Genomic DNA, 24,749 nt, shown 5'->3' on the forward strand with positions numbered 1-24,749 from the left:
TCACCATCAGCGCCAGCGCGCAGGATACCTCCGGCAACCCGGTGAATATCGGTACCGTTGTGGATGTCGATCTCGCCCCGGTGGCGATAAGCATCAACAGCGTGACGGACGACAACGTGCTTAACGCGGCAGAAAAAGGCCAGGATCTGGTGCTGTCCGGCTCCTCCTCGAACGTTGAAGCGGGCCAGACCGTTACCATTATCTTTGCGGGTAAAACCTGGACCACGACGGTCGATGCCAACGGCGACTGGACCTGCACCGTACCGGCTGCCGATCTGAGCGGCCTGAAGGACGGCGACGCCAGCGTACAGGTCAGCGTCACCAACGTGAACGGCAACGCAGCCTCTTCCTCGCAGGCATTCAGCGTCGATACCGCCGCGCCAGCGGTCACCATCAACACCATCAGCGGCGACAATATGCTGAATGCGGCAGAGGCGGCGCAGGATCTGACCCTGAGCGGAACATCTACTGCCGAAGCAGGCCAGACGGTCACCGTGACCTTCAACGGCAATCAGTACACCGCCCAGGTGCAGGCGAACGGCAGCTGGACGCTGGACGTTCCGGCGGCGGATCTGGCGGGGATCGCCGACGGCAGCGCGGCGGTCACGGTGACCGTGTCCGATAAAGCGGGCAACCCGGCCAGCGCGGGGGCGTCCGTGCTGGTCGACACTACCGTGCCGCAGATTACCTTCAACATTGTGGCGGGCGACGACATTGTTAATATTGCCGAGCACGGCCAGGCGCTGATTGTCACCGGCAAGGTGACGGGCGCGCAGGCGGGCGATGTGATTACCCTGACCCTGAACGGCAAAGACTACACCGCGATGCTGGATGCGTCCGGCAACTGGAGCGTGGGCGTTCCGGCGACGGACGTGGGCGCGCTGGCTAACGGCGATCAGACGATCTCCGCGACACTCACCGATAAAGCGGGCAACAGCACCAGCGCGACGCACGCGTTTGACGTCTCCCTGACCGCGCCGGTGATTACCATCAATACCCTGGCGGTTGACGACGTGATCAACGCGACCGAAAAAGGCCAGGACCTGTTGATCTCCGGCACCAGCAACCAGCCGGACGGGACCCGCATCACCGTAACCCTGAACGGTATCAGTTACGCCGCCACCACCGATGCCAGCGGTAACTGGAGCGTCACCCTTCCGGCGGCAAACGTCTCGGTACTGGGCGAAGCGAGCTACAGCGTGACGGCCAGCGTGACCGATACCGCGGGTAATAGCGCGAATACCAGCCATAGCGTGCTGGTCGACAGCGCGCTGCCGCAGGTCACCATTAATGCGGTTGCCACCGACGACGTGATTAACGCGGCGGAAGTGGCTTCCGGACAAACCCTGAGCGGGAAAGTGAGCGGCGCGGCGAGCGGTGACACTGTCACGATCGGTATCGGGGGCAACACCTATACCGCGACGGTTCAGGACGACCTGAGCTGGTCGGTTAACGTGGCGTCTGACGTCTTAACCGCTATCGGTAACGGCGATCTCACCGTAACTGCGAGCGTGACCAATGGCCACGGCAACACCGGCACCGGCGAACGCGACATCACGATTGATGCCAGCCTGCCGGGCCTGCGCGTGGATACCGTAGCAGGCGACGATGTGATCAACAGCATCGAACATGGTCAAAACCTGATTATCACCGGCTCCAGCGACGGGCTGGCGAGCGGATCGGCGCTGACGGTCACCGTCAACGGCAAAATCTACGCGGCAACCGTGCTGGCGGACGGCACCTGGACGGCGGCTATTCCGGCGGCGGACGTCGGCGCGCTGAGCGCAGGCACGATCACCGTGACCGTTGACGGCCAGAGCGCGGCGGGTAACCCGGTTTCTATCAGCCACGACGTGAAAGTGGATCTGGCGGCAGTCGCCATCAGCATTAATCCGATTGCCTCGGACGACGTAATCAACGCGGCTGAGAAAGGCGCGGACCTGGTGCTGTCTGGCTCGACCACCAACGTGGAAGAAAACCAGACCGTTACCATCACCTTCGGCGGCAAGTTGTACACTGCGACGGTGGATGCCAGTGGCAACTGGACGGCGACCGTACCGTCTGCCGATTTGGGCGGACTGAAAGACGGCGACGCCAGCGTGCAGGTCAGCGTCACCAACGTGAACGGCAACAGCGCCTCGGCGGGCCGCGAATACAGCGTGGACGCCACCGCGCCGACGGTGTCCATCGAGATCGTCAGCGACAACAACATCATCAACGCGGCCGAAGCGCAGCAGGATCTGGTCGTTAACGGTGTCTCCAACGCCGAAGCGGGCCAGACCGTGACCGTGACGCTGAACGGCGTGGACTACACCACCACCGTACAGGCGAACGGCAGCTGGAGCGTCACCGTACCGTCTGCGGATATCGGCGCGATTACCGACGGCGATTACACCATCACGGCAGCCGTCGCGGATAAGGCGGGTAACCCGGCCTCGGCGGACCGCGATGTGCTGGTGGATACCACGGTGCCACAGCTGACCATTAACACCGTTTCCGACGACGACGTGATCAACAGCGCCGAGCATGCGCAGGCGCTGATTGTCACCGGTTCCGTGACCGGTGCGGCGGCGGGCGACGTGGTGACCGTCACCATCAATAACAAAGATTACACCGCGACCCTGGACACTTCCGGCAGGTGGAGCGTGGGCGTGCCTGCGGCGGACGTGAGTGCCCTGGCCGCCGGGGATTACACCATCACCGCGGCGCTGACCGATAAAGCCGGAAACAGCAACAGCACAACGCACGAGGTTGAAGTCAACCTCACCGCGCCGGTGCTGACCATTGACACCGTGTCCGGTGACGATGTGATCAACAGCAGCGAGAAAACGCAGGATCTGACCATCACAGGTACGGCTTCCGGGCTGGCAGCTGGCGCGGTGGTCACCGTGATGCTCAACGGCAAAGCGTACAGCGCCACGGTGGACACCAATGGCCAATGGACCACAACCGTTCCGGCGAGCGAGGTGGGGCAACTGGGTGAAGCGCTTTACACCGTGTCGGCCTCCGCGACGGACAGCGTCGGCAACAGCTCCAGCACCTCGCACACCGTGAACGTGGAATCCGTGCTGCCTGGCGTCATCATCAACACCGTGGCGGGCGACGACGTGATCAACGCAGCGGAGCTGGCAACCGGCCAGACCATTAGCGGCACAGTGGTGAATGCCGAAGCGGGCAACACCGTGACTGTGTCTGTTGGCGGCCACAGCTACACCGCAACGGTACAGGACAATCTCACCTGGTCCGTCAGCGTACCGGATTCTGTGCTCACCGCGCTGGGCAATGGCGATCTGACCGTGACCGCCAGCGTCACGAACGGCGTGGGCAACAGCGGCAGCGGCGAGCGCGATATCACTATCGACGCGAATCTGCCGGGCCTGCGCGTGGACACCGTAGCGGGCGATGACGTGATTAACAGCATCGAACACGGGCAGAATCTGATTATCACGGGTTCAAGCGACGGCCTGACGGCGGGTACGGCGCTGACCGTCACCGTAAACGGTAAAACCTATCCGGCTACCGTGCTGGCAGACGGCACCTGGAGCGCGGCGATCCCTTCTGCGGACGTGAGTGCCCTTGCCGCAGGCACGGTCACCGTGAACGTTGAAGGCCAGAGCAGCGCGGGCAATCCGGTGACTATCAACCATGATGTGACGGTGGATCTGGCAAACGTCGCCATCAGCATTGACGCCATCGCTTCCGATGACGTGATCTACGCCGCCGAGAGGGGTGCGGATCTGGTGCTCTCCGGCACCACCTCGAACGTCGAAGAAAACCAGATCGTCACCATCACCTTCGGCGGCAAGAACTACACCGCCACGGTGGACGCTGAGGGTAAATGGACCGCCACGGTGCCGTCTGCGGATCTGACCGGTTTGAAAGACGGCGACGCCAGCGTGCAGGTCAGCGTCACCAACGTGAACGGCAACAGCGCGTCTGCGGGACGCGAGTACAGCGTGGATGCTACCGCGCCGTCCGTGACCATCAACACGATTGCCACCGACGATATCCTGAACGCCACGGAAGCGCAGTCCGACATGGCAATCTCCGGCACCAGCACCGCCGAAGCAGGCCAGACGGTGACCGTATCGCTGAACGGCAAAGATTACACCACAACCGTCAGCGCGAACGGCAGCTGGACGCTGAACGTGCCGGCAGCTGACCTTGCAGGATTAACCGACGGCAGCGTCACCGTGACCGCGGCCGTCAGCGACAAGGCGGGTAACCCGGCGTCGGTGGACCACAACCTGACGGTGGACGTCACCGTTCCGGCAGTGACCATCCACACCGTGGCAGGCGACGACGTGATTAACGTGGCTGAACACAATCAGGCGCAGATTATCAGCGGCTCCGCCACCGGCGCGGCGGCGGGCGATAAGGTCACCGTCACGATCGGCGGCCAGACTTATACCACCGTGCTGGATGCGGCGGGTAACTGGAGCGTGGGCGTTCCGGCCAGCGTCATTTCCGGCCTCAGCGACGGCAGCGTGACCGTCACTGCGTCAGTCACCGACGCGGCGGGCAATACCGGCAGCGGCACGCATAATGTGACCGTCGATACCGGTCTGCCGTCGGTCAGCTTCAACGCCATCAGCGATGACAACGTCCTGAACGCCGTTGAAAAAGGCCAGGATCTGAGCGTCAGCGGCACCAGCGCCAACCTGGCGGAAGGCACCGTGGTTACCGTGACCCTGAACGGTAAAAACTACACGGCGACAACTGCGGCAGACGGCACCTGGAGCCTGACGGTTCCGGCTGCGGATCTGGCCGGTCTCGGTCAGGCCAGTTACACCCTGAACGCGACGGCCACCAACGGCGTTGGCAACAGCGTGAGCAGTTCTGCGAACCTGCTTGTCGACACCGCGCTGCCAACCGTTACCATCAACACCGTGGCGGGGGACAACGTCATCAACGCGGCGGAAGTGGCGGCAGGCCAGACACTGAGCGGCACCGTGGCGAATGCCGAAGCGGGCAACACCGTGACCGTGACTATCGGTGGCCACAGCTACACCGCAACGGTGCAAAATAATCTGTCCTGGTCCGTCAACGTGCCGTCTGACGTGCTGACCGCACTCGGCAACGGCAGCCTGAGCGTGACGGCGACCGTCACCAACGGCCACGGCAACACCGGCACCGGCGAACGCGAGATCGCTATCGACGCTAACCTGCCGGGCCTGCGCGTGAATACCGTGGCGGGTGACGACGTGGTCAACACCATCGAGCACGCGCAGAACCTGATTGTTTCAGGCTCCAGCGACGGGCTGGCGCCGGGCACGACGCTGACGGTTACCGTCAACGGTAAAGATTACGCGGCAACGGTACTGGCAGACGGCACCTGGAGCGCGGCGATCCCGTCCACCGACGTGAGCGCGTGGCCGGAAGGCACCGTGAAAATCAGCGTTACCGGTGACAGCGCGGCGGGTAATCCGATCACCATCAGCCACGACGTGACCGTGGATCTGGCTACCGTTGCCATCAGCATCAATGCGCTTGCCACCGACGACGTGATTAACGCGGCGGAGAAGGGCGCGGATCTGGTGCTGTCCGGTGCGACCACCAACGTGGAAGCCGGGCAGACCGTGACCATCAGTCTGAACGGCAGGATCTACACCACCACCGTGGACGACAGCGGCAACTGGACTTACACCGTGCCGTCAGCGGATCTGGCTGGCCTGAAGGATGGCGACGCCAGCGTGCAGGTGAGCGTCACCAACGTGAACGGCAACAGCGCCTCGGCGGGCCGTGAGTACAGCGTGGATGCTACCGCGCCGTCCGTGACCATCAACACGATTGCCACCGACGATATCCTGAACGCCACGGAAGCGCAGTCAGACCTGGCAATCTCCGGCACCAGTACCGCCGAAGCAGGCCAGACGCTGACCGTATCGCTGAACGGCAAAGATTACACCACAACCGTCAGCGCGAACGGCAGCTGGACGCTGAACGTTCCGGCGGCGGATCTGGCAGGATTAACCGACGGCAGCGTGACGGTCACCGCCTCAGTCAGCGACAAGGCGGGTAACCCGGCGTCGGTTGACCACACCCTGACGGTGGACGTCACCGTACCTGCGGTGAGCATCCACACCGTTGCAGGCGACGATGTGATTAACGTGGCTGAACACAATCAGGCGCAGATTATCAGCGGCTCCGCCACCGGCGCGGCGGCGGGCGATAAGGTCACCGTCACGATCGGCGGCCAGACTTATACCACCGTGCTGGATGCGGCGGGTAACTGGAGCGTGGGCGTTCCGGCGAATGTGATTTCAGGCCTCAGCGACGGCAGCGTGACCGTCACTGCGTCAGTCACCGACGCGGCGGGCAATACCGGCAGCGGCACGCATAATGTGACCGTCGATACCGGTCTGCCGTCGGTCAGCTTCAACGCCATCAGCGATGACAACGTCCTGAACGCGGTAGAAAAAGGGCAGGATCTGAGCGTCAACGGCACCAGCGCCAACCTGGCGGAAGGCACCGTGGTCACCGTGACCCTGAACGGTAAAAACTACACGGCGACGACTGCGGCAGACGGCACCTGGAGCCTGACGGTTCCGGCTGCGGATCTGTCAGGCCTCGGTGAAGCCAGCTACACCCTGAGCGCGACGGCCACCAACGGCGTGGGCAACAGCATCAGCACTACGGCGAACCTGCTTGTCGATACCGCGCTGCCAACCGTCACCATCAACACCGTGGCGGGGGACAACGTCATCAACGCGGCGGAAGTGGCCGCAGGCCAGACCATTACCGGTAAGGTGGCGAACGCGGACATCGGTAACACCGTGACGGTGAACATCGGCGGCAACACCTATACCGCGACGGTGCAGAGCGATCTGACCTGGTCCGTTAACGTGCCGGAATCCGTCCTGACCGCGCTGGGCAATGGCGATTTAACGGTGTCAGCAACCGTCACTAATGACCATGGCAATACGGGAACGGGCGAGCGCGATATCACTATCGACGCCAGCCTGCCGGGCCTGCGCGTGGATACCGTCGCGGGCGACGATGTGATTAACAGCATCGAGCATGGACAGAACCTGATTGTCACCGGCTCCAGCGACGGACTGGCGGCAGGCACTACGCTCACCGTGACCGTCAATGGCAAAACCTATGCGGCCTCCGTGCTGGCAGACGGTACCTGGAGCGCGGCGATCCCGGCAGCAGACGTCGGGGCCCTGGCTGCGGGCACGGTTACCGTGACCGTTGCAGGCCAGAGCGCGGCGGGCAATCCGGTCTCTATCAGCCACGACGTCACCGTCGATCTGGCAGCCGTGGCGATCAGCATTGATGCGCTTGCCACCGACGACGTGATTAACGCGGCGGAGAAGGGCGCGGATCTGGTGCTGTCCGGTGCGACCACCAACGTGGAAGCCGGGCAGACCGTGACCATCAGTCTGAACGGCAGGATCTACACCACCACCGTGGACGACAGCGGCAACTGGACTTACACCGTGCCGTCAGCGGATCTGGCTGGCCTGAAGGATGGCGACGCCAGCGTGCAGGTGAGCGTCACCAACGTGAACGGCAACAGCGCCTCGGCGGGCCGTGAGTACAGCGTGGATGCTACCGCGCCGTCCGTGACCATCAACACGATTGCCACCGACGATATCCTGAACGCCACGGAAGCGCAGTCAGACCTGGCAATCTCCGGCACCAGTACCGCCGAAGCAGGCCAGACGCTGACCGTATCGCTGAACGGCAAAGATTACACCACAACCGTCAGCGCGAACGGCAGCTGGACGCTGAACGTTCCGGCGGCGGATCTGGCAGGATTAACCGACGGCAGCGTGACGGTCACCGCCTCAGTCAGCGACAAGGCGGGTAACCCGGCGTCGGTTGACCACACCCTGACGGTGGACGTCACCGTACCTGCGGTGAGCATCCACACCGTTGCAGGCGACGATGTGATTAACGTGGCTGAACACAATCAGGCGCAGATTATCAGCGGCTCCGCCACCGGCGCGGCGGCGGGCGATAAGGTCACCGTCACGATCGGCGGCCAGACTTATACCACCGTGCTGGATGCGGCGGGTAACTGGAGCGTGGGCGTTCCGGCGAATGTGATTTCAGGCCTCAGCGACGGCAGCGTGACCGTCACTGCGTCAGTCACCGACGCGGCGGGCAATACCGGCAGCGGCACGCATAATGTGACCGTCGATACCGGTCTGCCGTCGGTCAGCTTCAACGCCATCAGCGATGACAACGTCCTGAACGCGGTAGAAAAAGGGCAGGATCTGAGCGTCAACGGCACCAGCGCCAACCTGGCGGAAGGCACCGTGGTCACCGTGACCCTGAACGGTAAAAACTACACGGCGACGACTGCGGCAGACGGCACCTGGAGCCTGACGGTTCCGGCTGCGGATCTGTCAGGCCTCGGTGAAGCCAGCTACACCCTGAGCGCGACGGCCACCAACGGCGTGGGCAACAGCATCAGCACTACGGCGAACCTGCTTGTCGATACCGCGCTGCCAACCGTCACCATCAACACCGTGGCGGGGGACAACGTCATCAACGCGGCGGAAGTGGCCGCAGGCCAGACCATTACCGGTAAGGTGGCGAACGCGGACATCGGTAACACCGTGACGGTGAACATCGGCGGCAACACCTATACCGCGACGGTGCAGAGCGATCTGACCTGGTCCGTTAACGTGCCGGAATCCGTCCTGACCGCGCTGGGCAATGGCGATTTAACGGTGTCAGCAACCGTCACTAATGACCATGGCAATACGGGAACGGGCGAGCGCGATATCACTATCGACGCCAGCCTGCCGGGCCTGCGCGTGGATACCGTCGCGGGCGACGATGTGATTAACAGCATCGAGCATGGACAGAACCTGATTGTCACCGGCTCCAGCGACGGACTGGCGGCAGGCACTACGCTCACCGTGACCGTCAATGGCAAAACCTATGCGGCCTCCGTGCTGGCAGACGGTACCTGGAGCGCGGCGATCCCGGCAGCAGACGTCGGGGCCCTGGCTGCGGGCACGGTTACCGTGACCGTTGCAGGCCAGAGCGCGGCGGGCAATCCGGTCTCTATCAGCCACGACGTCACCGTCGATCTGGCAGCCGTGGCGATCAGCATTGATGCCATCGCCACCGACGACGTGATTAACGCGGCGGAGAAAGGTGCGGATCTGGTGCTTTCCGGCAGCACCTCCAATGTGGAAGAGAACCAGACCGTGACCATCACCTTTGGCGGCAAGTCTTACACCGCCAAAGTCGATGCCGACGGCAACTGGACGGCCACCGTGCCTTCCTCGGATCTTGCGGGTCTGAAAGACGGCGACGCCAGCGTGCAGGTGAGCGTTACCAATGTGAACGGCAACAGCGCGTCTGCGGGCCGGGAGTACAGCGTCGATGCCACGGCGCCAACCGTGACCATTGACACGGTAGCCGGCGACAACGTGATCAACGGCAGCGAAGCGGCTGCGGGCGTGGCCATTTCCGGCACCACCACGGCTGAAGTCGGTCAGACGGTAACCGTTAACCTCGGTGGAAACAGCTATACCGCACAGGTTCAGCAGGGCGGCGTCTGGAGCATTAACGTGCCGGCCGCCGATCTGTCCACTCTGGCGGATAACGGCTACACCGTGCAGGTGAGCGTGAGTGACGCCGCGGGTAACCCGGGCAGCGCGGGCAAAGCGATTACGCTCGATACTACGCCGCCGACCGTCAGCTTTAACGTCGTGGCGGGCGATGACGTCATCAACAGCGTTGAGCACGGGCAGGCGCAGGTCATCAGCGGCACCGCAACCGGCGCCAGCGTCGGCGATAAGCTGGTCATCACGATAGGTTCGAACCAGTACACCACCACCGTTGACGCCAGTGGCAAATGGAGCGTGGGCGTTCCTGCCAGCGACATTTCTGCCCTGACCGACGGCACCGTGACCCTCAGCGCGACAATCACCGACAGCGCGGGCAACAGCAGCACCCAGACCCATGACGTGGTGGTAAATACCGCATCGGTCGCGCTGACCGTCAACACCCTCAGCGGTGATGACGTGATCAATGCGGCAGAAGCGGGGGCGTCGCTGGTCATCAACGGCTCCAGCGCGCAGTTTGCTAACGGCACGCAGGTCACTATCACCCTGAATGGTAAGAGCTATACGGCCACTATCCAGAGCGATGGCTCCTGGACAACCACCGTACCGGCCGCCGACGTGGGCACCCTGGCCGACGGCGCGAGCTACCAGGTTTCTGTTTCGGCGCAGGACAGCGCCGGGAACAGCGCCTCGGCGACGCACACCATCAGCGTGGACACCACCGCGCCGGTGATTAGCGTGAACACGTTGTCGGGCGACGATGTGCTGAATGCGGCGGAAGCCCAACAGCCGCTCACCGTACACGGCTCTTCCAGCGCGGAAGCAGGCCAGACGGTGACCGTCACGCTGGGCGGGAAAACCTACACTGCGCTTGTGGCAAACGACGGCACCTGGACGCTCGACGTCCCGGCCGCCGATCTTGCCAACCTGAGCGAAGGCGCGCTGACGGTCACCGCGTCGGTGAACGACAAGGCGGGTAATAACGGCCAGACGACGCATACCTTAACGGTCGATACCGTCGCGCCAGCCGTGACCATCAGCACCGTGGCCGATGACGATATCGTCAACAACGCCGAGCAGCTGGCGGGACAGACCATCAGCGGGACCACCACCGCGGAGCAGGGCCAGACGGTGACCGTCTCCTTCAACGGCCACAGCTATCAGGCGACCGTGGCGGCGAATGGCTCCTGGTCCGTCTTCGTGCCGGGACGCGACTTCCTCGGACTGAGCGACGGGGATTACACCATTACGGCTACGGTGAGCGATAAGGCAGGTAACCCGGGCAGCGCAACGCACGACGTGACGCTGAACGGCGACGTGCCGACCATCGCCATTAACACCTTTGCGCAGGATGATATCGTCAACGCCGCCGAGCACGGCACGCCGCTGGTTATCAGCGGCACCACCGATGCGCCAACGGGCCAGACGGTGACCATTACGCTTAACGGTAAAACCTACACGGCTACCGTTCAAAATGACGGCACCTGGAGCTATACGGTCGGCAGCGCAGACGTGACCGCGCTGGCGGACGGCGGTTCGTACGTGATTAACGCGCAGGTGAGCAACGCCATCGGCAACAGCGCCAGCGATAACCATACCGTTACCGTGGATCTCACCGCACCGTCGATGGGGATCAGCATTGATTCCCTGCAAAACGATACCGGCCTCAGCGCGAATGACTTCATCACCAACGACAGCCAGGTGGTGGTGAATGGTTCCCTGACCGCGCAGCTCGGCAATAACGAGAAAGCGCAGATCAGCCTTGACGGCGGTACTACCTGGATTGACCTGACCGTCACCGGCACCACCTGGCGCTACACCGATGGCCGTACCCTGACCGACGGTACGTACCAGTACCAGGTGCGCGTGATCGACAATGCAGGCAACGTTGGGGCAACGGACAGCCAGGACGTGGTAATCGATCTGACGAAGCCTGCGGCGGCGACTATTACCGTGGATTCCGTCTCGCAGGATACCGGCCTGTCCGACAGCGACTTTATTACCAGCGACAACCAGATCAGCCTGAAAGGGACGCTCGGCGCGGCCCTGGGCAGCGGTGACCACGCTCAGATCAGCCTCGACGGTGGCGCAACCTGGACTGACGTGAGCGTCAGCGGCCTGAGCTGGACCTACGTTGACGGCCGCACGCTGGCCGACGGAGACTACAACTATCAGCTGCGGGTGATTGACGACGCGGGGAATATCAGCGCCACTACCAGCCAGGTGGTGACCATTGATACCGTCGCGCCGGACGCCAGCAAAACGATCGCTATCGACAGCATCAGCGACGATACCGGCCTGAGCAGCAGCGACTTTATCACCAATGACACCTCCCTGACGCTGCACGGCTCGCTCGGCGCAACGCTGGCCGACGGCGAATATGCCCAGATCAGCATCGACGGCGGGGTCACCTGGCAGAACGTGATCGTCACTGGCAACAGCTGGTACTACGTGGACGGCCGCACGCTGGGTAACCAGACCTATGACTACTACGTTCGCGTAGTGGATGCGGCGGGCAACGTGGGTGCCAGCGCTCATCAGCAGGTGACGGTCGATACGGTCGCGCCGGATGCGGCGATTACGGTGACCGTGGATAACATCACCGTCGATACCGGCTTCGACAATAACGACTTCCTGACCAGTTCGACCTCGTACACGCTCAACGGGACGCTCGGGGCCGAACTCGGGGCGGGTGAGTATGTGCAGGTGAGCATGGATGGCGGCACCACCTGGGTTTACGCCACGGTAAGCGGCACCCGGTGGAGTTATAACGACACCCGCACCCTGGCCGACGGCGACTACCGCTATCAGGTGCGGGTTGTCGATCAGGCGGGCAACGTTGGGGCCACCACCACGCAGGACGTGACGGTGGATACCCAGGCGCCGCAGTACGGCATCACCATTGACAGCATCAGCGAAGATACCGGGCAGTCCGGGAGTGATTTCATCACCATGGACACCTCGCTGACGATCAACGGCTCGTTGGGCAGCGCGCTGGCCAGCGACGAGCGCGTACAGATCAGCCTCGACGGCGGTAATACCTGGATTGACACTACCGTCACTAACCAGCGCTGGAGCTATACGGATACCCGCGATCTGGCAGATGGGGATTACACCTACCAGGTGCGGATCATCGACCAGGCGGGCAACGTCGGCTCAACCTCTTCGCAGGTGGTAACGGTTGATACCACGCCGCCTGACACGGTGGGAACGGTGGTCAGCTATACCGACGGGGAAGGTGAACGTACAGGCACGTACGGCGCATCAGTCGCGACGGACGATACCTCGCCGCTGATCAACGGTACGCTTAACCGCGCTCCGGAAGATGGCGAAATCGTGCAGCTTTACCGGGACGGGATCTTGCTGGGTCAGGTCACGATGAACGGCAGCGCAAGCTGGTCCTATCAGGACAACGGCCTGCTCGACGGGAATCACACCTACATTCTGCGCGTCACCGACAAAGCCGGTAACTACACGGAATCGGATGGCTTTGTGCTGAACGTCGATACCAGCATCCCGACCACCACCGCGGCGATTACTGCCCAGACCACCTCGGATACCACGCCGATTGTCAGCGGTACGGTCTCCGCAGACCTGGTGAACGGTGAATATCTGGTGGTGACGGTGAACGGGAAAACCTACACCTCCCAGACCGGCGGTGCGGTGGTCGTCGACCCGGATCACAATACCTGGTATCTACAGATCCCGGACAGCGATGCCCTGAGTGTGGCGAGTTACGACGTAACCGCGCAGGTGAAGAGTAGCGCGGGCAACGGTAACACCACCGGTACGGCAACCGGTAGCCTGGTGATCGATACCACCTCGGTGAATACCGACTGGGCGACCACTGCGGGGAACAGCAACAACTCAACCATGACTCTCGGCATGAACAGCAGCGGGCTGTGGAATATCATCGCTAATGGACAGTCTTATTCCAGCAGCGATGATTCAACCTATGCCGGGAATACGTTAACTAACACCCGTAGCTACTATGTGGTGAGCCAGACGGCAGCTGACTTTGACCGTAACGGCACGCAGGATATCTTTGCGACGGAGAACACCTACGCGGGCTCTACGCAGGTGATGTGGACCTACGATGGCAGCAGCTACACCGCCAGCCAGCTGGCGATGGGAACCACCATCTGGTACGGCGGCGTAATTGCCTACGACAAAACCGGCGATGGCTATCTTGATCTGGCGTACGGCGATGCCGGTATGGACTCCCTGACCTACCTGGTGAATACCAACGGCGTTCTGTCGCCGGACGGCACCGGCGGGGAAGGTGGATTCTACGGCCAGTTCGATTCCGGGCGTGAAATCTCCGGCGTCGACCTGAACAACGACGGTACCGTGGACATCGTGCAGCACACCAACCGCAGCGGGGCGTACTCGCTCACCGTGATTAACAACAACGGGAACGGTACGCTTTCCATTGGCCAGAACCTGACCAACGTGTTTGTGGCCAACGCCTCGAATACCACCACGGCGGCCTCCATGACGTGGGCGGACTTTAACGGCGATGGCTACATGGATCTGTACCTCGGCAGCAGCTACAACAACAACGGCGGGGTGATTTACTACAACGACGGTACCGGGCAGCTTTCCACGACCAAAAGCGCGGTGGAAGCCTCTAACGCCACGGCGGGCTATCTGTCGGTGGCGGTAGACTGGAACGGTGACGGGCAGATGGACATCATCAAGCTCAGCACCTACGGCAGCTCACAGACGGCGACCCTGTTCACCAACAACGGCTACGGCTCAACCTGGACTTCAAGCCAGCTGGCTTCTGGGCTGGCCAACGTCACCGGTGTCGCCGCGGTGGACTACAACTGGGACGGTGCGCAGGATCTGCTGGTGTCTCAGCAGAACGGTAAGGTGGTGCTGGTGCAGAACAATGCGGAGATCGCTGACGGTACCGCGATGCATCTGCACATTGTCGATAGCGAAGGCATCAACGCGTACTACGGCAATACGGTCAATCTGTATAACGCTGCGGGCGTGCTGGTGGCCTCGCAGATCATCAACGCTCAGTCCGGCATTGGCTCGAACGATACCTCTGCGCTGGTGAGTTTCTACGGGCTGGATCCGAACGAAACCTACTCGGCGGAGATCGTGAAGATCACCAACGGCGTCTCGGATAACGTCACCTGGACCGGCCTGGACGCGGGCAACGGCAAAGAGGGTTATGTTCTCACCGCCGAAGCGGCCACCGGCGGCCACAGCGGAACCATCACCGGTACCGGGTATAACGACACCTTTATCGCAGAGGATGGGACCTATACCTATAACGGCTCCGGCGGCTGGAATACCCATTCCGACTACGACACCTGGAGCAATACCGGCGGCATGGACGTGGTGGATTATCGTAATGCCACCTCTGGGATAACCGTTGATTTGCGCCTCTCAACGGCGCAGGACACCGGATTCGGTACCACGCGGTTGTTGAATATTGAAGGGATTAACGGCTCCGACTATGACGACGTGATCACCGGCAACAGCGGTGATAACCAGTTCGAAGGCCGGGGCGGGAACGACACCTTCAACATCGGCAGCGGCGGTCACGATACGTTGCTCTATAAGCTGATCAACGCGTCTGACGCGACGGGCGGCAACGGTAGCGATGTGGTGAACGGCTTTACCGTCGGCACCTGGGAAGGGACGGCGGATACGGACCGTATCGATCTGCGCGACCTGCTTTCCGACAGCGGCTATACCGGCACCGGCTCGGCGAGCTACGTGAACGGCGTGGCGACGCTGGACAGCAGCGCGGGCAACATCGCCGACTACATCCGCGTTGTGCAAAACGGCAGCAACACCGAGATCCAGGTTGACCTGGACGGGACGGGCGGTCAGTTCACGCCCACCACGCTGGTGACGCTGAACGGCGTGCAGACGGATCTGGCGACGCTGTTGGCCAATCATCAACTGTTAATTGCGTAAAACAACGCCGCGGGGAGCGCTCCTCGCGGCCTTTTGCGTTTCTTTACACGAATAGCCATAACCCTATATTTCACAAGATTATTTTGCGGGCTCGTTTAGACAGTGTTCGATTTCTAATCATCCCGCAAAGGTATCATTTCAGTGCGAAATCATCGCCCTGAACAGGACGTAGCATTATGAAGACACATCCGCAGTACGAACCCTGGTTGCAGGGCATGCTCATCATCGCGAAATATTATCGGCTGGATTTTTCGGCGGAGCATGTTCGGGTCACGATTAACCATGAAAGCCAGTCTCCACGCCAGCTGGTGCTGGAGGAGATGGCGCGCCAGCTTGGGCTGGGGATGCGTTGGGTGGCGGCGGGAGCCGTAGCGCTCGATCCGTGGCGTTTACCGCTGCTGGCGGAGTTCACCGGCGGGCAAATTGCGGTCATCAACCGTATGGACAACGAAGGGAACGTCAGCGTGCAGTTTAGCGGCGACGGGGGCCTGGAGACGACGCTGACGCGCGACGAACTCGGTTCGCGGTTAAAGGGGCTGATGGTGCTGCGTCCCCTGGAGTCCACGCCGGATGCGCGCGTGGATGATTACATCAAACCCTATGAGAAAAACTGGTTCTGGCAGCTGGCGCTGAAAGACTGGCGTCGTTACAGCGACATAATGCTGGTGGCGCTGGTCGCCAACGTGCTGGCGCTCTCCGGCATGGTCTTTTCCATGCAGGTATATGACAGGGTGGTGCCGTCCCAGTCGGAGGCCACGCTGTGGGTGCTGTTTGGCGGTGTGATGATCGCCATCGTGTTTGAATTCATCATGCGCATGCTGCGGGTGCATATTTCGGACGTGGTAGGGAAACGCGCCGACCTGCGTATTTCCGAGCGCGTGTTTGCCCACGCCCTGAGGATTAAAAACGGCGCACGGTCGAAATCGACCGGGTCGTTTATCGCCCAGATCCGCGAGCTGGAGTCGGTGCGGGAGCTGATCACTTCCACCACCATTGCCGCTATCTCCGATCTGCCGTTCTTCCTGCTGTTCGTCTTCATTCTGTGGATGATTGGCGGCCCGCTGGTGCTGGTGGTGCTGCTGGCCGTACCGCTGCTGCTCATTCCCGGCCTGCTGGTGCAGCGCCCGCTGGGAAAACTCTCCAGCGAAGGGATGCGTGAATCGGCGATTCGTAACGCCACGCTGGTGGAAGCGGTGCAGGGGCTTGAGGACATCAAGCTAATGCGCGCCGAGCAGAGGTTCCAGAACCAGTGGAATAACACCAATGACGTTGCCGCGAGCGTCGGCATGAAGCAGCGCTGGCTGACGGGGCTGCTGCTGACCTGGACCCAGGAGGTGCAGTCTATCGTCTACGCCGTGGTGCTGCTGGTGGGGTGTTATCTGGTTATCAGCGGCGACATGACCACCGGTGCGCTGGTGGGGACCTCGATTCTGGCGTCCCGCACCATCGCGCCCCTGTCGCAGATTTCCGGCGTGCTCTCCCGCTGGCAGTCGGCAAAGGTGGCCCGCAAGGGACTGGATGACCTGATGCAGCGCCCGATTGACGATCCCCAGCACGGCAAAAAAGTGCATAAAGCCCATCTGCGCGGTGATTATCGGCTGGACGACGTCGGGTTTTATTACGATGAAGAAGAGAAGCTTACCGTGCTGAATATCAGCAAACTGCGCATTCGCGCAGGGGAGCGCGTGGCGGTGCTCGGGCGGAATGGTTCGGGGAAAAGCACCTTGCTGCATCTGCTGGCGGGAATGCAGGAGCCACAGCAGGGCAGCATTTTGCTGGACGATATTGCTCTCAATCATCTTGACCCGGCCGACGTGCGCCGCGACATGCAGTTGCTCAGCCAGCAGGCGCGGCTGTTCTTCGGCTCCGTACGCGACAACATCCTGATGGGTAATCCGCTGGCGACAGACGAGGAAATCCATCAGGCGCTGGTCAACAGCGGCGCGCTGGAGTTTGTGCGCAAGCAGAAAATGGGGCTGAACACCATCATCAATGAGGGCGGAACGGGGCTTTCCGGCGGGCAACGTCAGGCGCTGCTGCTGGCGCGCGCGCTGATCACCTCGCCGAATATTCTGCTGCTGGATGAACCCACCGCCTGGCTGGATGAGGTCAGCGAGAAGCAGTTTATCCAGCATCTGCACCAGTGGCTCGGTAAGCGCCGGACGCTGGTGGTGGCGACGCATCGTCTGCCGATTCTGGACCTGGTTGACCGCATCATCGTCCTGGAAAACGGCAAAGTGGTGATGGATGGCCCTCGTGATGCCATTTTACGCCAGCACGGAATGGCCCCGCAGCAGGCGCCGCAGCGCACGGTTAAACTGAAAACGGAGGGCGTGGCATGAATGATTTCTCCCGCTTTAACAGCCGGCTGAAGGAGCCCCGCCTGCCGCGTTCGTCGCTGGTGGCATGGTCGCTGTTTGCCCTGCTGGTGGTCTTTATTACCTGGGCCAGCCTGTTCCAGCTGGATGAGGTCACGACGGGCAGCGGCAAGGTGATCCCGTCCTCCCACGAGCAGGTGATCCAGTCCCTGGAAGGGGGGATTATCCACAGTCTGATGGTGCGCGAAGGCGATATCGTCGAGCGTGGTCAACAGCTTGCCCAACTGGACCGGACGAAAACCGAGTCCAGCGTGCTGGAGAGCGAGTCTCGATTAAACGCTGCGATGGCGACGGCCGCGCGTCTGAATGCTGAGGTGAACGACACCGCGCTGACATTCCCGGCAGAGCTGGATGACGACGTTGAGTTGGTCAAACAGGAAACGGCGCTTTATCAGTCACGTCGCGAAAGCCTGGAAAAAGGGCTGGCGGGTTTACGCCAGGGAGCGGATCTCGTGCAGCGTGAACTGGCATTAACGCGCCCGCTGGTGACGCAGGGGGCAGCCAGTAAGGTCGAAGTCTTACGCCTTGAACGTCAAAAAAATGAGCTGGAGAGCAAAATCACCGAGATGAAAAACCAGTACTACGTTCGCGCCCGCGAAGAACTGGCGAAAGCGAACGCAGAAATGGAAGCGCAGCGTTCGGTCATGAAAGGGCGCGAAGATTCACTCACCCGCTTAACGTTTAATGCACCGGTGCGTGGCATCGTGAAGGACATTGACGTGACGACGGTGGGCGGGGTGATCCCGCCGAACGGCAAACTGATGAGCCTGGTACCGCTTGATGACCAGATGGTGATAGAAGCGAAAATCTCGCCGCGCGATGTCGCGTTTATCCATCCCGGGCAAAAAGCGCTGGTGAAAATCACCGCCTATGACTACTCGATCTACGGCGGGCTGGAAGGGGAGGTGACGATGATTTCCCCGGATACCCTTCAGGACGAGGTGAAACGGGATGTTTATTATTATCGCGTTTATATTCGTACTGACAGTAACCATCTGACCAACAGGCAGGGCAAGGAATTCCCGGTGTTCCCGGGTATGATAGCCACGGTTGATATCAAAACCGGCAGTAAATCCGTCATTGATTATCTGCTGAAACCATTGAATAAGGCAAAAGAGGCGCTGCGCGAGCGATAAAAAAGGCGTTCAGCAAACCGAACGCCCGTCAGATCAGAGTGTAGGCGTCATGTTGACAGCATGGCGTCGTTCTTTTGGTACCACGTTGATGTAATGTGTGACATACGCAAAATATAATCCGGCATAATTTTCGACCAGCTCGATAAAGGCCGGGTAAATTGACATCCGGCCATCGCCGCGATCTTTAAGATAACCTGCCTCCTGCGCCGATTTGATAATCCGTTTAACATGAATACGCGAAACGAAAAATTCTTTTGCCAGCGTGCTGGCTGAATACGCTATTATGGCACCGTGTGCTGTTTTGTTTTTGATGGCCTGCAAATAGAGATAGAGCATAATCATTCGGCCACCATCCTTATCAATAAATAAACCCACCTCCGGAAGCACTTTCCTGAATGTTAATCCGCGGAAAAGGTACTCTGCGGCGCGCCGGAAAAAGTTGTGCCTCAGAATATCATTGTCCAGAAGGTTAGCATTTATATTGAATGTCGGAAAAAGAATGCTAACAGGCGTAAACGCCCCGGACATATAGCGTTTCAGCTCATCCAGTCCTTTTTCCGTTGGCGCGATTTTTGTTTTTCGGCGATCTTCGGTACAGCGCCAGGTCTTAATTCGCCCGGTGGTCTTAAGTATGGTGATGATCGTGATAACACTGTTAGGACTGGCGATATTATAGCGGGTACACAGTGCCTTTATCTCTGAAACTGACTCAGCCTGATTACCAAAAACAAAACAACACATTGACAGTATTATGTTGAAGCGTGATTCCTGAAGCATCGTTTTGTAGAACAAGGGTTGTTTTTTATAAATGGCATCATTAATTCTGTAGTGCTCTGTTATAGCTTCACCAAATCGCGGGTTGTTTTTAATAACATCCCTTCGATGTAGCAAAGCCCTGGATGAAATGTGATTATCCATAGCATTTTCTCTTTTTGTCTGGGCCGATAAGATGAAGTGTCTGGTCTTCTTTTTCGGAATTTTCATTATACCTTGTGAAGTGCATATTTACTGTCGTTATATGAAAAGAAAGTAATATTTATGCTGCATATGGATGAGTGGGTTGATTAACGCAAAGATGTTCCCGTGCATAACATTGATAACGGTTTATTAACCAAATGGGGTGCGGTAAAATTATTCAATGCGACAAAGAATATTGGCTTTAATCACATTTGGGAATGATATTTACATTCTCAGGAGCAGGTTATGTCTCAAAACTTACCTTTTATGCAAGGTACTTGCTACAAGCAACGATTCGTTATTTCAGCCTGCGGTTTCACCTTCGAGGGGTATAGCCTGCTTCTGAAGTCTCGTGGCGTAAACGCCACGCGGCTCCATTTTGAAGAGGATGAAGTTTGCTCAGGTGATGTGCAAAAAATGATGCAAAATCAACAGCCTGAAGTTTCTGTTTTTCCTGGTCGCGACGTCGCTGCCTTTCTTGAAAGCCTGAAACGGTTGGTCTCGGTTCTGAATGCACTGCCGGTTATTTGTAGCGTGACCCTGTATGGTGCAATACCAGAGAGATGGCTTTATGCCACGCTGAAAAGTCTCGTTAATAATACCAAATCGTTGTCGAGGATCAGGGTGGCGAATATTTCAGAGGTAATGAATTGTGTAGAGAGTATTTCTGATGTGCATGCCGATTCGTCACGTTTATTGCGTGAAGGACCTGAGAAGGAAGGTAAGGAAAGCCTGCATGGTTTAACAAAACGTGAGTTAACCGTATTGCTGAATTTTTATCGGGGTATTTCGATAAAAGAGCAGTCAGCGAGGTTAGGTTTGTCAGATAAAACCATTTATACTCATCGTAAAGTGGGGTTGGGTAAATTATATCTTATCAGAGTGTGGTTTAGCGATGCACGTGTCTTAAGGGATGAGGTCTGTGCAGTAAAGAACAAAACGCAGGGGTTTTCGGAAGCAGAAATAAATATATTGCAGGCGTTACATAAGCGGGAAATCTTTGCGGCTTATCAAATTATTACCGATGGCGATAAAAAAGGAGTGGGCTTTGAAATTCTGCTGCGCTGGCATAAAAACGGTCAGGTCCTGAAACCAGGCCAATTTCTGGATGGGATAAAAAATGGCGAAATTTGGCTCAAGCTGACGGCGTTAGTCATTCACGCGGCCGTATCAGGTATCAACAGATACAATGGAAAATATTATTTTTCGGTTAATATTCCTCCTCAACTGGCTGCCGGGAACGCGCTGCCGGGAATGGCGAAAAAAGCCGTTGAAATGTTACTGAAACCGCAGTGGGCCGGGAAACTTGTCTTCGAATTAGCTGAAACCATTGATGTAACAAAGGATCCAAATATTCCTGTCACTCTCCAGCGTTTACGCGCCGAGGGATGCCGGCTGTTTCTGGATGATTGCTTTTCCAGAAATTACGCTATGTTACCCATCCGACAGATTAATGTTGATGGACTGAAGCTTGACCGTGATATAGTTGAGCACTTTGTTGCTAACGACAATGACAATAGCATTATTAAAGCGATACAGATATACAGCGACATGACGGGAAGGGAATGCGTTGCGGAAGGCGTCGATAGCGAAGAAAAATTTGAAAAACTTGTCGCATTAGGGGTTAAGCGCTTCCAGGGATATTATCTTTCCCGGGCGGTTAAAGAAGATGAGCTGGATCGAATGGTACGGCTATTTAGTTAATGGCTTCACTATACTGGTGGTACGACAGACTTAACTCTTCGACCACCAGCAAAAACAGTCACTCACCAGGGCAATAATCTGTTATCAGATATCATCGCGCGTAAAACCGACAACAATTTCAAGCGTGTTTCGAATGACATCGCAGGCTTCGGGCTCCTCGGTAATTTCGAGGGCGTGAATCAGTTGCAGGATAATCTCTTTATTTGAGAGATTGTCACCGGTCAGCATAATACAGCGTATTGCCGAGCCCAACACTTCAACCTCACCACTGAGATGCTTTCCAGCATTAAGAAAATGTTCCGCCAGTTCTTTATCGTGCAGGGCTTCAAAATTATACGTCTGCTGCATAATCGCTTTACTCATGGTGGTCACCGTTTCGGTTAAAATTAGTGTTTCTTGTCTGGGGTCAGAAGCGTGTTGTGAGTAAAGAGAGAGCGCATGCGCCCAATTTCATAATCGCCCATCACTCTTCCCCGGTCGTGCGAGACGCCGGTTACACGCTGGCGCACTTCATCTTCAGCGGCAATCAATGCATTTTTACGTTCATCATTTGATTCAACGTTAGCCATCGCCCGCAGGCGATTAGCAAGAGACACAAAGGTAATAGGTCCGTTCTCTTTCAGTATGGATAATACGGCCTCACCGATAAGGTCATCCTTAAGTCGTTCAAATTTAGTTCTATGCATAGCTTCAATCTCACTCTGCTACACGCAGCAGGCTGTAGCATGGGGTTAGTCATCGCATTCAGGAGCTCTATTCTCACTCAGCATGACTAACTTAGTAAGTTAAAAAAACAGTGTTCAGGTTAACGCTCGAAGAAGAGGGCTATCAGACCGTTATAGTGCGCTTTCTCAACGTCAGACGTTGACTCTTCAATTCTGCGCAACAGCTTTGTACAGATTGTCATTCTGCTCAGTTGTACATTTTCTTTGATGATCTCACTGACGATGGCACCAAGGGTTTCCTGCTGTGTAGGGACGTTATCCTTGTTAAAATACAAGGTGATAGCGCTTTCTGCTGTAGAGGGAGCATGGTTGCGACGCATAATTTTCCACCGTTAACAAACAATTTTGTAACATCAGTGGCATTGAATTTATACTATTCGATCAAATCTGTACATTAAAATTGTACAACTTTTCACATGGATCGTGTTTTTGTCAGGAAAACTATTAACAATAGGGGGGGAAAGAGCAGGAAAGAGGGGAAAAGGAAAGGCCCCGAAGGGCCTGAAATTATTTACGTCCCAGGGAAGGTGCGAATAAGCAGGTCATTTCTTCCCAAGCTGACTCGCTGATTAAAATTTCGCGGATCTGGGCCGATTTTTTTCCCGCAAACACATCGAATCAGCCTATTTAGGCTATTTTTTCCACCATTTCTGGCGTTATTTCCGGTTTTTACTGAGATCTCTCCCACTGACGTATCATTTGGTCCACCCGAAACAGGTTGGCCAGGGTGAATAACATCGCCAGTTGGTTATCGTTTTTCAGCAGCCCCTTGTATCTGGCTTTCACGAAGCCGAACTGCCGCTTGATGATGCGAAACGGGTGCTCCACCCTGGCACGGATGCTGGCTTTCATGTATTCGATGTTGATGGCCGTTTTGTTCTTGCGCGGATGCTGCTTCAAGGTTTTTACCCTGCCGGGACGCTCGGCGATCAGCCAGTCCACATCCACCTCGGCCAGCTCCTCGCGCTGTGGCGCTCCTTGGTAGCCGGCATCGGCTGAGACAAATTGCTCCTCTCCATGAAGCAGATTACCCAGCTGATTGAGGTCATGCTCGTTGGCCGCGGTGGTGACCAGGCTGTGGGTCAGGCCACTCTTGGCATCGACACCAATGTGGGCCTTCATGCCAAAGTGCCACTGATTGCCTTTCTTGGTCTGATGCATCTCCGGATCGCGTTGCTGCTCTTTGTTCTTGGTAGAGCTGGGTGCCTCAATGATGGTGGCATCCACCAAAGTGCCTTGGGTCATCATGACGCCTGCTTCGCCCAGCCAGCGATTGATGGTCTTGAACAATTGACGGGCCAGTTGATGCTGCTCGAGCAGGTGGCGGAAATTCATGATGGTGGTGCGATCCGGCAGGGCGCTATCCAGGGATAATCGGGCAAACAGGCGCATGGAGGCGATTTCGTACAGGGCATCTTCCATGGCACCGTCGCTCAGGTTGTACCAATGCTGCATGCAGTGAATACGCAGCATGGTCTCCAGCGGATAGGGTCGCCGGCCATTACCAGCCTTGGGATAAAACGGCTCGATGACAGCGGTCATATTCTGCCATGGCAGAATCTGCTCCATGCGGGAGAGGAAAATCTCTTTTCGGGTCTGACGGCGCTTAGTGCTGAATTCACTATCGGCGAAGGTGAGTTGATGGCTCATGATGTCCCTCTGGGATGCGCTCCGGATGAATATGATGATCTCATATCAGGAACTTGTTCGCACCTTCCTTAGGTGACGAGAATGTTATTTCTGTTCACATTGTGCCATATAAGTGCGGATTTTTAACATTTTGAGCTAAATAGGGTTGGTCACGACGAGACGAAAGTGTAAATATCGTCAGCCTCGTCTGTGCTGTTTAGGCGGGCGCTGTCATTACGGAGGGTGCCTTCAGGCAACGGGATGTTAGGGTATTGAGGGACCAGCGAGAGGTGGAAAACACAGCTGCGGAACTATCTTGTCGATATTTTCTTAAGAACGAACTCTGATAGAGAAAGCGTTCAGTTCCACAAAAAATGCTGTTTCTCCACCCTGGCAATTATTTTTCTTCTGTGTACTCACCTTTTGATTTCAGTTTATCTCTAACAAGGTTGGCGCAACTGGTTGCATTCTGTAAACTCTGATCGTTTACAATAGAGGACCGAGATTTTAAAACTTCGTTGTAAGCATCTTTAACTTTCGGACTGACTGTTGCAGCATAACTATCTGGCGGGAAGTCACCCAAAGGTTCTTTGTCACCGCTTAAGGCCTTAGCGCAAGCATTATTAATTTGGTCATCAATGCTTAATTGATTTGCGTTAGCAGATAACGAAAAAGCTACAACCAAAGAGGCGAGAACAATTCTTTTCATACTTAGTCATTCCTTAGGAAGGTGCGAACAAGTCC

Annotated in this window: 10 protein-coding genes; 4 read left to right on the top strand and 6 right to left on the bottom strand. The window is 57.9% G+C overall.

What is annotated here, in order from left to right:
• Window positions 1-59: 59 nt before the first annotated feature.
• From AC4OVU_RS10790 to AC4OVU_RS10800, 3 genes are all read left to right on the top strand, one after another.
• Window positions 60-15,476, top strand: coding sequence for an Ig-like domain-containing protein (locus tag AC4OVU_RS10790; protein WP_491928800.1), 15,417 nt, complete (start codon window positions 60-62; stop codon window positions 15,474-15,476).
• 176 nt (window positions 15,477-15,652) lie between these two features.
• Window positions 15,653-17,818, top strand: a complete 2,166-nt coding sequence (locus tag AC4OVU_RS10795) for a type I secretion system permease/ATPase (RefSeq protein ID WP_017384015.1) — start codon at window positions 15,653-15,655, stop codon at window positions 17,816-17,818.
• The gene (locus AC4OVU_RS10800; protein ID WP_032619700.1) at window positions 17,815-18,990 is read left to right on the top strand and encodes an HlyD family type I secretion periplasmic adaptor subunit; all 1,176 of its coding nucleotides are present in this window, start codon (window positions 17,815-17,817) and stop codon (window positions 18,988-18,990) included. The genes AC4OVU_RS10795 and AC4OVU_RS10800 overlap by 4 nt, the downstream gene beginning before the upstream one ends.
• A gap of 33 nt (window positions 18,991-19,023) precedes the next feature.
• Here AC4OVU_RS10800 and AC4OVU_RS10805 read toward each other — a convergent pair whose 3' ends face one another.
• Window positions 19,024-19,908, bottom strand: a complete 885-nt coding sequence (locus tag AC4OVU_RS10805) for a MarR family transcriptional regulator (RefSeq protein ID WP_491928801.1) — start codon at window positions 19,906-19,908, stop codon at window positions 19,024-19,026.
• Between the two features lie 285 nt (window positions 19,909-20,193).
• Between AC4OVU_RS10805 and AC4OVU_RS10810 the strand changes: the two genes are divergently transcribed.
• Complete coding sequence (locus tag AC4OVU_RS10810; protein ID WP_023303708.1) at window positions 20,194-21,651, top strand: EAL domain-containing protein; 1,458 nt, start codon at window positions 20,194-20,196, stop codon at window positions 21,649-21,651.
• An 84-nt stretch (window positions 21,652-21,735) separates the two neighbouring features.
• Here AC4OVU_RS10810 and AC4OVU_RS10815 read toward each other — a convergent pair whose 3' ends face one another.
• The 5 genes from AC4OVU_RS10815 to AC4OVU_RS10835 all read right to left on the bottom strand — a co-directional run bounded on the left by AC4OVU_RS10815 (window position 21,736) and on the right by AC4OVU_RS10835 (window position 24,714).
• Window positions 21,736-22,014, bottom strand: coding sequence for a biofilm development regulator YmgB/AriR family protein (locus AC4OVU_RS10815; protein WP_017384011.1), 279 nt, complete (start codon window positions 22,012-22,014; stop codon window positions 21,736-21,738).
• 23 nt (window positions 22,015-22,037) lie between these two features.
• The gene (locus AC4OVU_RS10820) at window positions 22,038-22,337 is read right to left on the bottom strand and encodes a hypothetical protein (protein WP_017693452.1); all 300 of its coding nucleotides are present in this window, start codon (window positions 22,335-22,337) and stop codon (window positions 22,038-22,040) included.
• 119 nt (window positions 22,338-22,456) lie between these two features.
• The gene (gene ycgZ / locus AC4OVU_RS10825; protein ID WP_003857265.1) at window positions 22,457-22,696 is read right to left on the bottom strand and encodes a regulatory protein YcgZ; all 240 of its coding nucleotides are present in this window, start codon (window positions 22,694-22,696) and stop codon (window positions 22,457-22,459) included.
• A 349-nt stretch (window positions 22,697-23,045) separates the two neighbouring features.
• Window positions 23,046-24,026, bottom strand: coding sequence for an IS5-like element ISKpn26 family transposase (locus AC4OVU_RS10830; RefSeq protein WP_491928679.1), 981 nt, complete (start codon window positions 24,024-24,026; stop codon window positions 23,046-23,048).
• 376 nt (window positions 24,027-24,402) lie between these two features.
• On the bottom strand, window positions 24,403-24,714 hold the full coding sequence (locus tag AC4OVU_RS10835; protein ID WP_023303710.1) for a hypothetical protein: 312 nt from the start codon (window positions 24,712-24,714) through the stop codon (window positions 24,403-24,405).
• Between the last annotated feature and the right edge of the window lie 35 nt (window positions 24,715-24,749).

It is taken from the genome of Enterobacter sp. 6722112 (genome assembly GCF_058661685.1).